This window comes from Pseudomonas sp. 37 R 15 (genome assembly GCF_900004865.1).
In the GTDB taxonomy this organism is placed as follows: Bacteria; Pseudomonadota; Gammaproteobacteria; order Pseudomonadales; family Pseudomonadaceae; genus Aquipseudomonas; species Aquipseudomonas fluorescens_AM.
The window spans coordinates 1,580-15,507 of record NZ_CVTV01000059.1 but is presented as its reverse complement, the minus strand read 5'-3'; the positions used below and the strand labels follow the sequence as shown (position 1 = coordinate 15,507).

The following is a 13,928-nucleotide window of genomic DNA, read 5'->3' as shown; positions in this document are numbered from 1 at the left end:
TGGCGGAAAAAACCGGCATCAGGACCGGCGTACCTTCAGCCCTTCAACTCGCCGGCACGATTGCTCGCCGCATCATCGTAGGCCACGTACAACGCCTCAGCGATCTGGCTTTTGATGGCCTTGGTGGATTCCAGGCCCAGCACGAACCCTTCGGCCTTGCCGCCTGCGCGGTTGAGTTCTTCGTGGGTGGCAGCGCCGGTGATGGCGTCAAGGAGTTTGGCCGCGTGCGGGCCTACGCCTTTGGGCAGGGAGATTTGGTCGATGGACATGGCGGTACCTTTAAGAATGAGGTCGGTAGCGCGTGTAACCACTGCCGGGGCGAGCATGGTAAACCGGCTGGCGAAGAAAGGGGCCGCTTTCGGCCCTTCAAATGCGCCAGCGCAGCGTCACGGCTGGCAATCGCTTCGCAGCTGCTCAAGCATTATCCCTGCCGCGGGACTTCCATTTGGAGCATCAACTTCTTTTTCAAGCAGGTACATGTTGATGCCTTCCCTGACCAACTTATCGACAACCCCGGAGTATTGCATGGCATTAGCCATAGGGCTGTTCAGATAAAGCGCATGGTATTTGAACTGATCTCGTATAGTTTCACACCACCCACGCTGCGCCCTTAAGTCGTCAACCTCAAGAACCTCCTCCTCCGAAAAAATCAGATAAGCGACGTAGTTTTCGTACTGCTCAAGGTCTTTGCCGGCCTTGAGGCTATAGAGTTTAGGGTCATTGAACGGATAGGAGGCGGCCGAAAACTGCGGATGGGATAACGCCATACTCAAATACTCCCGGTATATCGACTTCGCGGCAGCAACCCTTGACTCATTCAGCTGATTGTAAGCAACACCTGCCGCCGCCACTGCGACCAAAAAAGTTAACAACGATGAAATTGCTGATACGTGGGAATACTTTCCCATGCAAAGTTTGCGCACTATGAAAATACCGAAAACAACAGCAGTTATACAAATTGCAATTACCATGACACGCCTTAATAAATCAGCTTTCGAAAAGTAAAACCTGGAATCATTTGATCATGCCTGTCTCAGCCCTGGAGACTCCCCCACGCCGCGCAAACATCGCCCTCTCCGTCTCCTCCGTCGCCCGCTCGCCCTTGTACGCCAACTGAGTGATAAGAAACCGATCCTTGGCGCCCTTAATGTCCGAAGGGTCATGGGTTCTGAGCAACGGCGCCAGGTCGATGGATGTGGCGAAGTTTTCGTTGGTCACGCTGTAGTAGCCCATGATACTGCCGGACCAGGGCGAGCTGGCGTCCGTCATGTCGATGGTGGCGTTGCGGTAGGCCACGGCGGCCGTTTTCAGCTCGACGGCGCCGTTGAGCAGATCGGTGAGGCGCTGGATATTCGCTTCGCTTAGCTGACCGGCCTTGTCGAGTACTTTCAGGCGGCCATCGGCTTCGACGGTAAAGCCATAATCGGTTCCGGCCAGGTCGGGCGCGGTGCTGGCCAAGGCTGATTCGAACGTGGTGAAGGCGCTTTTCAGCACGGCTTGTGCACCATTGAAACGCTCGGCAAAGCGAGGAAACTCAGGCGATTCGGAGCGGCCGACCCAGGTGTCGATGACCTGTACGGGTCCGCGCAGGGCCAGGGCGGCTTCGCTGGGATGGTAGACGGCCGCCGGGCCGGCGTTTGCCAAGGCCTGGCTCGCAGCCCCGGACTGCGCCTGGGGCGTGAGTGTCTGCTCGGAAGGCGCAAGGCGCGTGTTGGCTGGGGCTATAGGGGCAGCGCTGACGGAGAGTGACATTTCAATCGGTCCATGATTGGCGGGTTCATGGAGGTTATCGACGCAGAGGGCTCGATCTTTAGCCCGCTCGGGCGCGCAAGCCTTACTCCTGCACGCTGCGCATCAGCGTGCCGAACAGGTCCCCGCGCGGCATCTTGTCCAGGGGGATGTCGGCCTCCTCGAACCACGCCTGCCCGGCTTCCGGATGGGGACCGCTGAGCACCACCACGCCCTTTTTGTAGGTGTAACGTGCGGCCGCCACATCGCCGTTGTGGTAAGTCGCCAGGGTGGTATACGTGGAGGTCGCGGTGGCTTTGGGGAAGTACGGGCCATCCTGGTAGAACACCGTATCCGGCTTGCCGTCCCAGGTGACGCGCACGGCGGCGTCTTCGATGCCGCCCACTTCAAAGCCTGGCCGGCCTGCTTCGCTGTCGAGGTCCTGGGTAATCAAGCCGAGGTTGTTGTCATCGGCCAGGTAGGCACCCATGCACAACCCCAGGTAGCGCCCGCCCCCGGCGACGTAATCGCGGATGGCATCGGCGCGTGCGTCGCCCAGGCTGTCCAGCGCAGCCGGGATATCCTGGCCGCCTCCCGGTTGAACGTAGAGGTCGTAGCGCGCGAGAGTTTGCGGGGTGATGTCGACCGGTTCACCGGCGCCGACAAAATCGATCTGGTAATGCGGGTCCAGGCGCAGCAGCGCCGCTTTGACGTTTTGCGAACAATCGGCACAGCCTGCCGGGCCCCGGTAGATTGCCACATGGGTGATCGGCGTGGCGGCGTGCGCCTGGGCGGCAGCGAGAACGAGAAGCGTGGCAGCGATAGCGTGCAGGTTCATGGGGGTGCGCTCTGTAGCAGATGGGATTCGCGTACCACAGCCTAAATCGAATAGCCCGCGAAAACCGTTAACAGTTGTAAGCAACCGTCGCTTGAATGCCCCTCACTCAGCCGCCTGCGACAACGGCCGCGCCACCTGCTCCAGGGCCTTACGTTCAGCCGCCACGCCCCAAATTGCCTGCACCACCGCGGCGATGAGCATCAGCGCCGCACCAATCAGGTAGCCAATCAACAGACTGCCGCGCTGTTGCGTCTGGATCAGCTCGCCAAACAGGGTCGGCCCGATGATCCCGCCCAGCCCCGTGCCGAATGCGTAGAACACCGCAATCGCCAGCGCGCGTATCTCCAGGGGAAAGGTCTCTGCCACGGTCAGGTACGCCGAACTCGCCGCTGCCGAGGCGAAGAAGAAAATCACCATCCACGCGATGGCTTGCTGGGTCACGTCGAACCAGCCTTGCTGGAAGGCATAGCCACTGAGCGCCAACAACACCCCGGAGGTGGCGTAGGTAAAGCTGATCATCACGCGTCGACCGATCACGTCGAACAGCCGGCCGAGCAACAGCGGCCCGCAGAAGTTGCCAAGGGCGAGGGGCAGCACGTACCAGCCGACGCGCTCGGCGGGTACCTGGTAGAAGTCGGTGAGCACCAGCGCGTAGGTGAAAAAGATCGCGTTGTAGAAGAATGCCTGGGCGGTGAGCAGGGTCATGCCGACCAGGGCGCGACGACGATAGCTGACGAACAGCGTGTGGAAGATTTCCGCCAAGGGCGTGTGGTCGCGGGCGTGCAGACGCAGCGGCGGGCTGGTGGAGGGGGCAAGCGCATGGCCCTGTTCGCGCAGGCGCGCCTCGATGCCGTCGACGATGCGTTGTGCTTCGGCGTGGCGGCCGTGGATCAGCAACCAGCGCGGGCTTTCCGGCAGCCACAGGCGCATCACCAGAATAACCAGGCCCAACGCGGCACCGATGCCGAAGCACAGGCGCCAGCCGAGGTCGCCGCCGACGATCTGCGGGTCAAGGAGCACAATGGCACCGCCGGCACCGAGGGCGGCGCCCAGCCAGAAGGTGCCGTTGATGGTCAGGTCGACCCAGCCGCGATAACGCGCCGGGGTGAATTCCTGGATGGTCGAGTTGATGGCCGTGTATTCCCCGCCGATGCCCATGCCGGTGAAGAAACGAAACAACAGAAAGCTTTCCAGGTTGAAGGAAAACGCCGTGGCCGCGGTGGCGCCCACATAGAGCCACAGCGTGATAAAGAACAGTCTGCGTCGCCCCAGACGGTCGGTCAGCCAACCGAACAGCAGCGCGCCCAGCACCGCGCCGGCGATGTAGACGCCCCCGGCAAGGCCGATGTCGACGTTGCTGAAATTCAGGCCGGTGCTGCTTTTCAGCGCGCCGGACACCGAACCGGCCAGGGTCACTTCCAGGCCGTCGAGCAGCCAGGTAATGCCCAGGGCGAACACCAGCAAGCTGTGGAAGCGGCCCCAGGGCAGCCGATCCAGGCGTGCGGGCAGGTCGGTTTCGAACAGCGCGCCAGGGGTATTTGAGTGGGGTGGGGTCATTGTCACATCCGTTATGTGAACTGCCTTGTCAGTTATGAGTGAGTCTTTTGAGAGGGAGTTCAACGTGGTTGCGCTGAACGAAGGGGCGGATGGCGCAGTCGCACTATCAAGCCCCGGCAAGGAACCCACTGATGCCTCTGAACCCTGCTGCTTTCACGATGCTGTTGAGCCTGGCCGCCGGTACGGCGCTCGCTTCCCAGGAACCCCTGCGCCTGGAACAGCTGAAACGCTGCGGTGACCTGCTGGAGAACGCACAGCAGGACTGGTGCCTGCGCGTGCGTGGCCTGGGCGCCGCCCCTGCGCAATTGAAACTGGGCGGCCAGGTGTTGCCGCAAGACGCCGTGAAGCGCGACGGCGACCAACTGCGCCTGCGCCTCGATAGCCGCCGCTACCAGAGCGGCCCACTGTGGCTTGAAGACGGCCCGCGCACCAGCAACGCCGCCTGGCTGAGCCTGCGCAACAGCCAGGTGGTGGCCGCCGGGCCCAGCGAAGTGGCGAAGAACATGGACGGCCTGACCACCTATGTCGATCTGGTCAGCGTGCTGATCGAAGAAGACCAGGAGGGTCGCCAGGAAGCCGAGCGCCTGGCGCGCAAATACGGCGCGACGGTGGTCGGCAGTATCGCGCCGCTGAACGTTTTTCAGCTGCGTCTGCCGGCCACCGACCTGATACAGCGCGACGCCCTGGTGCTGCGCCTGGGCAGCGAGACCAGCGTCGATGCGGTGGTCATCGAAGAGTCGGCCGCCGAAGAGGCCGAGCAAGCCGCCCCTCGTCGTGAAGCGCCGAAGAAGCCGTCGCCCGACTCCGACGAATGGGCCGCCAACCGCTTTCTCGATGCCGTGGCGTATTACCAGCGGCGCATTCCGGGCCAGCACACGCCCATCGTCGCGCAACCGGTGCGCATTGGGGTGATCGAGCGCGGCGTGGATTTCGACACCGCGGATTTCGCAGACTACCTCGGCGCCTGCGCGCCCCGGCGCACCTGCGTCTACGCCGGCGATACGGGTACAGCGGACAGCCATGGCACCACCGTCGCCGGCATCCTTGCGGCAGGCTGGAACAACGGTGGCAACACCGGCTTTTTGCGTGGCCTGGACAAGGCCGGTGGGGGCTTCGATGTGATTGTCGAGCGCAACTCCGATGCCGGAATTACCGCAAACATCGCCGCGTCGGTCAACCTCGTGGAGGACGGCGTACGCGTGCTCAACTGGAGCTGGGGCATTCATCGCGTCGGCACCAAGGACGTCAACGGCCATGACGTCGACTCGCTGGTGCGCTCGGGGATAGCCATGAGCGGCTACGAAGAACTGCTCGAAGAGTTTTTCCTGTGGCTGCGCAAGGAACACCCCGACGTGATCGTGGTGAACTCCGCCGGTAACGGTTCGGCCTTCTCGGGCAGCGACGAGTACCGCCTGCCCTCCTCGTTCATCACCGAGCAATTGCTGGTGGTGGGTGGGCATCAGCGTAACGAGCGCGATGGCGTCGCCGTCGATGATCCGGCCTACGCCGTCACGCGCAGCTCCTCGAACGTGGACATGCGCGTCGACATCACCGCCGCCGCCTGTGCCCACGCGTCCACGCCGGGCGCCGACCAGGAAGGCGCCGTGCATTGCGGCACCTCCTACGCCACGCCGATGGTCGCGGGCCTGCTGGCGGCGATGCTGTCGATCAACCCGCAGCTGCAGCCCGAACAACTGCGCACGCTGTTACGCCGCAGCGCCCTGGCGATCGGCGATAATCACGACTTCGAACGCAGCGACGCCCAGGACCTTACGGCACCGATCCTGCCGTCGGAGCGCAATTACCAGCTCAATGACAAGGATGTCGGACGCTCGGCGCGGCTGGATATGCAAAAGGCGCTGGACCTGGCGGTGCAGAGTCGTACGCGGGTGCGGTAATGGCGGGCCGAGGGCGGCGGCAACGTCATAGTTTCGCCGCCTGGACCAAGGCTAGCGCAGCCGGCACCGCACACGTCAACGCCGCTGAATCTTCACACTGGCGAAGGTGGATTCTTCCCGAGCCTGCTCCAGTATGTTCTTCGGCTTCGCCGGCGCCCCCGGCCTGGCCACCGGGCGCGGCGTAATCGGCAGGCGCAGGCGCATGTCCGAGCGTTCGTCACTGGGTGCCACGCCGAAGAAGTCCCGATAGCACTTGGAGAAGTGCGGCGTGGACACGAAGCCGCAGATCGCCGCAAGCTCGACCATCGATAGAGGCGTCTGCATGAGCAACTGGCGAGCCCGCGTCAGGCGAAGCTTGAGGTAGTAGCGCGACGGCGTGCAGTACAGGTAGCGCTGGAACATGCGCTCCAGCTGGCGCCGCGACACCTGAACGTAGGCGGCCAGTTCATCGAGGTCGATGGGTTCTTCCAGGTTGGCTTCCATCAAGGCCACTACTTCCTGCAGCTTGGGCTGTTGCGTGCCCAGCAGATGCTTGAGCGGCACGCGCTGGGTGTCGCGCTCATTGCGGATGCGCTCGTACACGAACATCTGGGAAATCGCCGCCGACAGTTCATGCCCGTGATCGCGGCCGATCAGGTGCAGCATCATGTCCAACGGGGCGGTGCCGCCCGAACTGGTGAAGCGGTTGCCATCGAGGGAGAAGACGCTGGCGCTGACCGTGACACGGGGAAAGGCTTCCTGCATGGAGGCCATCAGTTCCCAATGCACACTGCACTGGAAGCCATCGAGCAGGCCCGCCTTGGCCAGCGCCCAACTGCCGGTGCACACCGCGCCAAGGCGGTTGCAGTACAGACGCGCCTGGCTGCGCAACCAGGTGATGTGGGCGGGTGTGGCGGCCTGTTGGATGCCCACGCCGCCACAGACGATCACGGCATCCAGTTCGCGCTGTTCATGCGCCACCGCATCCGGAGTGACCGACACCCCGTCGCTCGCCCATACCGGCTCACCGTTGAGGCTGAGGGTGCGCCAGCGATAGAGCTCTTCACCGGCCAGTTGATTGGCCATGCGCAAGGGCTCGACCGCACAGGACAGCGATATCAGGGTGAATTGGTCCAGCAGCAAAAAGCCGAAGGTCTTGCAGGCAGGCGCGTCAGCTTCCATCACCGATACTCAGCACTGGTATTCAAGAGGGCTCAACCACAACGGTCTTGGTCGACTGCCCGTGCTGGCGCGCCGTGACCACGCCAATCAAGGAGATCAGCAAGGCCAGGCCAATCGTCGAGGACACTTCCGTGCGGTGCTCCGGCGTCACCATCATCACGGCCAACGCCGCGCAGATGAACACGATCACCAGGTAAGTCAGCCAGGGAAACAGCCACATACGGAAGGCCAGCTCGACGTTCTGCCTGAGCAGCAAGCGCCGCATTCTCAGTTGCGAGATGGCGATGACCAGGTACACCAGCAACGCGATGGCGCCTGAACTGGCGAGCAGAAACTGGAACAGGCCGGCGGGCATGAAGTAGCTCAGCAGCGTCACCCCCGCGCCGATGATGGTGCTGGCAATCACCGCCGCCCTGGGCACGCCCGCCACGGAGGTGCGTTTAAGGGCGCGAGGCGCGTCGCCGCGTTTACCCAGGGAGAACAGCATGCGCGAGGAAATGTAGATCGAGGAGTTCATGCAACTGGCAACGGCGATCAACACCACCACGTCGACCATGAATTTGGCGTTGGGGATGTTCATCAGCTCCAGCGCGCGCTGATAGGAACCTACGGACGCGAGCAGCGGATCATTCCAGGGCACCACGGAAATGACGACCGAGATCGACAACAGGTAGAACACGCCGATGCGCCAGATCACCGAACGCGTGGCCCTGGCGATGTTCTGCGCAGGATTGCTCGATTCGGCCGCGGCGATGGTCACCGCTTCCGTACCGATAAAACTGAACATGATGGTAATGAACGCCCCGACCACCGCCGACAACCCGTTAGGCGCAAAACCGCCGTGCTCCTCCATCAACCGGCTCAAGCCACTGGCTTGGTGATCAGGCACCCAGCCCATCAGCACGCTGAAACCCAGGCCGATAAACCCGATAATGGCGATGACCTTGGCCATCGCGAACCAGAACTCGAACTCACCATACTTGGCCACGCTGAACAGGTTGGTGATCACCAGCAGGATGATCGACAACAAAGCGAACAGCCACGCATCGACCTGAGGAAACCACTGATTGAGCACGTGACCTGCAGCCAGCGCCTCGATCGGAATCACCAACACCCAGAACCACCAATACAACCAGCCGATGGTGAAGCCCGCCCAACGGCCAATGGCCTGGTCGGCGTAGGTTGAAAAGGAACCGGTGTCGGGACGTGCCACCGCCATTTCCCCAAGCATGCGCATCACCAGCACCACCAGCAGGCCGGAGAACAGATACGCCAGCAACACCGCCGGCCCCGCCGCTGCGATGGCATGGCCGGAACCGACAAATAATCCCGCGCCGATGATGCCTGCGATGGACAACATGGTGACGTGGCGCGGTTTGAAACCCTGCGCCAGCTGACCGTTGGAATCGTTGGAATTGAGGCTATTCATTGTTTTTGTTGTTCTCAGGCGACCAATGCCCCTCACCTTAAGGGCGCTGCGCCGGGCCAAAGTAGCCTGAGCACGCCATCATCGTGTCTGATCTCGACATTTGCCGATCGGCTGCGGCGACTGGCGAACCGGCGTCTGCACCCGCGACCGCTCCTCAGGCTGCGGTACCGGCCTTGAATAGTTCGCTCATGAGTTCGGTGGCCGCACCGTGCCCGAAGACATGCGCGGAGTCGCGCTGGGAGGGGTCCAGCGTGCCTTCGCCTCTGATGCTCTGCCCGGTATAAACCAGCGTTCCCTCAAGCACTTCGACGGCGCTGTGATAGCCCAAGCCGACCAAAAACGCGCCGGCCCCAGCCGCACGCGCATAACGCTGGTCCTGCTCGGCCGGTGTCAAATCCGACATAGGCGTGAGCCTGCTACTATCCTGACCAGGCAGCGCGCCCACGTATTGATCGCTCGCGCTCACTCCGCGCAGCATGTCCCAGGCCTGTAGAATCTCGACCGGAGACGCTGACATATGCCCGACAAGCGGCTCGGTGGTTTCCTTGATGCGGGCCGTGCCGATATCGAAGACCGCCCAGCGATTATCAGGAATACGCTCGGATGCCGGCACATTGAGCGCCCTATCCGCCTCCAGCCCGCTGTTATGCACGCCCGCTCGAAAAGGTATGTCGGCAGGCGAATTGAACGGACGGACTTTTCGTTCAGCGCGCTTATCCGGGCCTACCACCGCAGAGCCGCCCTGCTCCCGCATGCGCTGGACGGCGGCGGCATCGGGCACTTCCAGCCCCTGTGCCTGAAGCTGACGGTTGAGCGCCGTCATCAGCCCCTGGTCTGCGTTGCCGGGGGTGGTGTAAAACCCGCCGATATCGCCCATCAGTGCGATGGTCGCCGCTCTATCAGTGGCGCTTGCCGCCCCGCTACCGGCGCGCGCCAATGCAGCCAGCAAGTCGTCCGTTGTTTTCCCCGCCAACAGCCGGCCTTCCCCCAGTAAATGAGCACCCAGCATGCCCTGATGCTGCGGGCTCAGGTTCGACACCACACGGTGCAAGACGCTGGCGGCACCGGCCAGCTCTCGGGTCAGGACGTCGCCGGGCTTGTAGAACACGTTTCTCGCCGCGACGGTCTGTGCCAACGCCAACGCTTTGGTGGTTGTCTGAGCGGCCTGGCCCGCCGGGTTGCCATGGGTGATGTGTTGATGCACGGCGTCCTTGGCCTTGAGCGCATCATTGAAGACCGCAGCGTCCTTGGCGGCATTTTCCAGGGCGCCGTGATTCAGGAAAAGCCTGTCGCCGATGTGCTCGAAGCCGGGCTTTTCGGAAAAGGCCTGGCGCAGTTTGTCCTGCACGGTCGGATGGGTCAGCGCGTATGAGATTTCATCCATCGAATGCCCGCCATCCACGTAGATGAACAGCAAGGCTTGAATGGCCAAATAGGTTTCAAGGTCGTCCGGGCGGGTATTGGCATGCACATCCTTGCAAGCACGCACCGCCCCCTGTTCGATCACAATCGAACCCGACGGACCGTTGACGTAGGTCCCTGTGCCTTTTTCAAAAAACGTCTTCAGATAAGAACCCGGTTTGGATGCATCCGGGTGCTCGGGATCCTGCATCTCAAGCCTGTCGGGGCAACGGGTGCTGGCGCTGGCCAGCAACTGGCTCTGGTAATCGTTTTCATACTGGATATTGAAAGGGTCATTCAGGCGCAGGTCTGCGGGTGTCGCATCAATATTTCGCAAGATACCGACGTTATGACTGTCTGCCTGCCTGAACAAATTACCTTCTCGAGCGTTGAGTTCAATACGGCCTTTTCCGGGTGCCTTGATGGGATCAAACACGCCGTCCCAATGGTCCGCCGGGAGTTTTGCCTCGACGTCCGGTTCATTCTTCAGTGCGTAACTCAAATACCGGTGTTTGTAGATATCAAACAAGGCCGTCCTGGCCTCGGGCGAGATATTCAAGGTTTCCAAGGTTTTCTCGGCACGCGTGTAGAAGCCCTGGAGTTGATCCAAACCGACGATGCTTGTGTCGAAACTCTGGTTTTTCCAAGCCGCCTCGTATTTCTCGAACAACTGCGCAGACACGTAGTTGTTCTTGATGTAATCGACCTGGTTGTTTGAGATATCGACAAACGTTTTATAGGTAGCCGGCGAGCGGAAATAATCTTGCAGGGCATGCTTGGCATAGTAGCTTTCGAACGCGCGCCGTACCGGGTCGTTGACCATTTTCAGCCTCATCGAACCTTCGGCACCTTGCGTCGAGCCGTTGGTGACCAGCTTGGTCAGCTCAGCTCTACGCTGCTCTGGATCGGGGATGCCACGCAATCGGGTAAGGGTCTTCTGGGTTTCGGTTTCAGCTGGCCCCGCGATCCTGAACCTGTTCAAACCCAGGCTCAGCGCACCGTCCTTGATTGACGCCTTGCCCGGCGCGATACGGTCCTGTGAGTGTTTTTCCACGATATCACTGTCAATCACGGCGTTATAAATAGCGCCGTTTCTGATTTGCGCGACCTGCGTGCCGCCGTAAAGAAAACTGACCGGGCGCTCCTGCCCGTCGGCTTTGAGCGTCACGGTGGGCAGGGCGTTGGAAGTGACTTCAATAGGTTTGTTTTTTATATAGTCGAAGTTCTTCACAAACTCGACATTCTTCAACACCTGGTTAACAGCGTTAGCCTGTAACTCGGCCGCCGCGCTGGGGACGCTATCATTCGTGATCAGCATAGTGGTTGCCTGTAGTCTTGAGTAAGGTGGCAAGTGTCGTCGCGACGGTTTATTCAACAATGCTGTGCAGTGATGTCATCAGATTGAAAAACCCGTCCAATGCGACTTGCAATGTTTTGGCTGAGCCCATGCACGCATCGTCCAGCAGGGCCTTGACTTCGTAACCGCGCAGACCTTTGCCCAACACGGGCTGGCCGGTCACCACCGATGGCAACGCGTGCTGCAGTAAAAGCAGCAGTTTTTCCGCATGGATATTCAGCGTGGCGCTGTTCAGATTTTTCAACTCACTCCACATCCATACGCCATGATGGTCGGCAGTGAGCATGATCGGGCTGATCATTTTAAAGTTGAGCGCGATTGACGAGTGGCGATCAAAGTAGCCGATTTGTTCTGGGCGTACGCCAAGGTCCAATAAGGTTTCGCGTAGTGTTTTCGCAATATCAGAACTCACAGCCCATGCCCTCAAGCGTAAGCAGCCTTGCTTCTGGAGTTATAACTGGCGTCCCTGAGTTATCCCTTGGCGCCGCGCTCGTAGAATGTGAGAGAGGCGAAACATGAGTGGCGGCCGTCCACCAACAGTTCCATCGGGCAATGGGAGCGCGATTCGCGTATCAACCCGCCTGCGCCATCATTTGCCACAAGGAAGCTCCCACGCCAGTGATGCTCTCGCCTGCAATGAGCCCGGCCGCCGCAGTAATTGCAAAACGCTCGGTAAGGTTTGGCCAACGACAGCTGACCAACCAGGTCAGCACCGCTCCCAAAGCCATCATCAGCGAAATGGACGCCGGTAATACAAACGCCAACCCCAGGGCGGCAGCGCTTGGCAGGTAGCGGCTGCGATGCGCAGGCAAGGTGCTGTCAAGCACACCCAGCAATACGCCGATCAAGCCCGCGATGCCGATGGCCCAGCGAATGCTCGGCGATAACGAGTCCAGCCCGTGGGTCAGGGTTTGCGCCACGGCTTTCCAGGTGGCGACGGCCGGGGCCGGCCATTGCTCGGTGAGGAGCATGGTCTGTGGGTCGGGAATCAGCGCCAGGTAGGCGAATACGCCGACGATACTGCCGACGAAAATCCCCAGGATCTGCGCGATCACCTGCTTGTGAGGGGTGGCGCCAATTGCCTTGCCGACCTTGAAGTCATTCATCAAGTCGGTGCACTGCCCGGCCGAACCGCCGGCGGTGTTGGCGCTCATCAAGTTGATCGGCACCTGTCCCGGCGCGACGATGCCAAAACTCAGCTGGGACAATTGCCCAATCGCGCCAATCGGCGGGATGCCGGTGGCCCCCACCACGCGCGCGGCCACGGCGGCCAGGCAGATGGCCAGGGGGATGGTGAGCAGCGCCATCCACGGATTGATGCCGAACAGCAACGCCTGCAGGCTCACGACCAGGATGATCGCCAGCGCAAACCCGGCAGCCGGGCCCGGCTTCGGCAGGGTCCAGGGTGTGCCGCCGTCCGCGCGGGTGGTTCGGTGCAATGCCCACAAGCGAATGGCCAGGGACGCCAGGGTAGAACAGACCATCAGGCTCACGCCCGGCCACAGCAGCCACTCCACCAGTGCGGCGAATTGCGGGCCGCTGCTGCCCGGCGCGACGTCCACCAGCCCGTGCGCCAACAGCCAGGGCCCCAGCCCGCCCCAGGCCAGCAAGGCGCCGAGCAGCAAGGTCAGGCCTACGCGGATGCCGATGATGCCGCCAAAACCGAGCAACAACAGCGACGGGTCAGTGGTAAACGTCAGGCGTTCGAGCTGGGCCGTCGGCGACCAGCGCGGGAACGCCCACAGGAAGGTATCCACCCATTTGACCAACCCCGACAGCAACGCGGCGCCGAGCAGCACTTTCAAGCGCGTCGCCGCTTCGCGACCGTGGTTGTAGATATGCAGCAGGGTCTCCAGGGTGGCCATGCCTTCGGGAAACTTCAGTGCCTTGTCGTTGAGCAACGAGGGCCGCAGGTACCATGCGATCCAGATACCCAGGAAGCTCACGGAAAACACCCAGGCGATCATCGCGATCGCCTCCAGTTGGTTGCCCGTGAGCAAGGTGTAGGCCGGGATGGGCGCGACCAGCCCGCCGGAAATGATCGACGCGGCGGCCGAGGCGACGGTCTGGTTGATGTTGCTTTCGTGCAGCGTCCACGGCAATGGTGCAGCAGAACGCTTGGCCAGGCCCTGCCAGATCGCGTAGCCGATCAGCAACGCGATGATCGACATGTTGAACGACCAGCCGATCTTGAGGCCGGCGTACACATTGGACGGTGTGAGCAGGATACCGAGCAGGATGCCGGTGATGACCGCGCGCAGGCTGAGTTCACGTTCTACGGGGGTGGTTGCCGCGATGGGATGCATGCAGATTCCTTTCGACGAAAAACAGTGCCACCTCATAAGTGAGCGCTGAAAGACACGAAGGTTCATCGATTCGGCTTGCCCCGATAGCCATAGGTATCTACACAACGCTGTAGCGCCCAACGCTAACCACGATGCGAAGCGAGCCGCTCTTGATCTTGATCTTGATCTTGATCTGCTTTTGATCTTGATCTGCTTTTGATCTCAGGCGCCCCGTTAAACCACGCTGGCCGAACGCAGGCTTGAATCCGTGGGT

The 13,928-nt window shown here is 61.4% G+C and carries 11 protein-coding genes; 1 reads left to right on the top strand and 10 read right to left on the bottom strand.

Going from position 1 to position 13,928, the window contains the following annotated elements:
• Window positions 1–35: 35 nt before the first annotated feature.
• From BFQ04_RS23690 to BFQ04_RS23670, 5 genes are all read right to left on the bottom strand, one after another.
• Entirely contained in the window at window positions 36–269 is a 234-nt protein-coding gene (locus tag BFQ04_RS23690; protein WP_065952879.1) for a hypothetical protein, read from the bottom strand.
• A gap of 117 nt (window positions 270–386) precedes the next feature.
• Window positions 387–971: a hypothetical protein gene (locus BFQ04_RS23685; RefSeq protein ID WP_065952878.1), complete on the bottom strand. Its 585-nt coding sequence runs from the start codon at window positions 969–971 to the stop codon at window positions 387–389.
• A gap of 43 nt (window positions 972–1,014) precedes the next feature.
• The gene (locus tag BFQ04_RS23680; protein WP_065952877.1) at window positions 1,015–1,752 is read right to left on the bottom strand and encodes a hypothetical protein; all 738 of its coding nucleotides are present in this window, start codon (window positions 1,750–1,752) and stop codon (window positions 1,015–1,017) included.
• 82 nt (window positions 1,753–1,834) lie between these two features.
• Window positions 1,835–2,566, bottom strand: coding sequence for a BPL-N domain-containing protein (locus BFQ04_RS23675; RefSeq protein ID WP_065952876.1), 732 nt, complete (start codon window positions 2,564–2,566; stop codon window positions 1,835–1,837).
• 102 nt (window positions 2,567–2,668) lie between these two features.
• A complete protein-coding gene (locus BFQ04_RS23670; protein WP_065952875.1) occupies window positions 2,669–4,123 on the bottom strand; it encodes an MFS transporter in 1,455 nt (484 codons plus the stop codon).
• A gap of 131 nt (window positions 4,124–4,254) precedes the next feature.
• Here BFQ04_RS23670 and BFQ04_RS23665 point away from each other — a divergent pair, with 131 nt between their 5' ends.
• On the top strand, window positions 4,255–6,021 hold the full coding sequence (locus tag BFQ04_RS23665) for a S8/S53 family peptidase (protein WP_065952874.1): 1,767 nt from the start codon (window positions 4,255–4,257) through the stop codon (window positions 6,019–6,021).
• Window positions 6,022–6,096: 75 nt separating this feature from the next.
• Here BFQ04_RS23665 and BFQ04_RS23660 read toward each other — a convergent pair whose 3' ends face one another.
• From BFQ04_RS23660 to BFQ04_RS23640, 5 genes are all read right to left on the bottom strand, one after another.
• Complete coding sequence (locus tag BFQ04_RS23660; protein WP_065952873.1) at window positions 6,097–7,182, bottom strand: choline metabolism transcriptional regulator GbdR; 1,086 nt, start codon at window positions 7,180–7,182, stop codon at window positions 6,097–6,099.
• Window positions 7,183–7,204: 22 nt separating this feature from the next.
• A complete protein-coding gene (locus BFQ04_RS23655; protein ID WP_065952872.1) occupies window positions 7,205–8,611 on the bottom strand; it encodes an amino acid permease in 1,407 nt (468 codons plus the stop codon).
• A 154-nt stretch (window positions 8,612–8,765) separates the two neighbouring features.
• The gene (locus BFQ04_RS28965; protein WP_083218055.1) at window positions 8,766–11,330 is read right to left on the bottom strand and encodes a hypothetical protein; all 2,565 of its coding nucleotides are present in this window, start codon (window positions 11,328–11,330) and stop codon (window positions 8,766–8,768) included.
• Between the two features lie 49 nt (window positions 11,331–11,379).
• Complete coding sequence (locus BFQ04_RS23645; RefSeq protein ID WP_065952871.1) at window positions 11,380–11,781, bottom strand: InvB/SpaK family type III secretion system chaperone; 402 nt, start codon at window positions 11,779–11,781, stop codon at window positions 11,380–11,382.
• Between the two features lie 160 nt (window positions 11,782–11,941).
• Entirely contained in the window at window positions 11,942–13,675 is a 1,734-nt protein-coding gene (locus BFQ04_RS23640; RefSeq protein ID WP_065952870.1) for an OPT family oligopeptide transporter, read from the bottom strand.
• Window positions 13,676–13,928 lie beyond the last annotated feature (253 nt).

Coding starts and splice junctions, on each gene's coding strand:
- BFQ04_RS23690 (WP_065952879.1), bottom strand. CDS start 269: ATGTCCATCGACCAAATCTCCCTGCCCAAAGGCGTAGGCCCGCACGCG.
- BFQ04_RS23685 (WP_065952878.1), bottom strand. CDS start 971: ATGGTAATTGCAATTTGTATAACTGCTGTTGTTTTCGGTATTTTCATA.
- BFQ04_RS23680 (WP_065952877.1), bottom strand. CDS start 1,752: ATGTCACTCTCCGTCAGCGCTGCCCCTATAGCCCCAGCCAACACGCGC.
- BFQ04_RS23675 (WP_065952876.1), bottom strand. CDS start 2,566: ATGAACCTGCACGCTATCGCTGCCACGCTTCTCGTTCTCGCTGCCGCC.
- BFQ04_RS23670 (WP_065952875.1), bottom strand. CDS start 4,123: ATGACCCCACCCCACTCAAATACCCCTGGCGCGCTGTTCGAAACCGAC.
- BFQ04_RS23665 (WP_065952874.1), top strand. CDS start 4,255: ATGCCTCTGAACCCTGCTGCTTTCACGATGCTGTTGAGCCTGGCCGCC.
- BFQ04_RS23660 (WP_065952873.1), bottom strand. CDS start 7,182: ATGGAAGCTGACGCGCCTGCCTGCAAGACCTTCGGCTTTTTGCTGCTG.
- BFQ04_RS23655 (WP_065952872.1), bottom strand. CDS start 8,611: ATGAATAGCCTCAATTCCAACGATTCCAACGGTCAGCTGGCGCAGGGT.
- BFQ04_RS28965 (WP_083218055.1), bottom strand. CDS start 11,330: ATGCTGATCACGAATGATAGCGTCCCCAGCGCGGCGGCCGAGTTACAG.
- BFQ04_RS23640 (WP_065952870.1), bottom strand. CDS start 13,675: ATGCATCCCATCGCGGCAACCACCCCCGTAGAACGTGAACTCAGCCTG.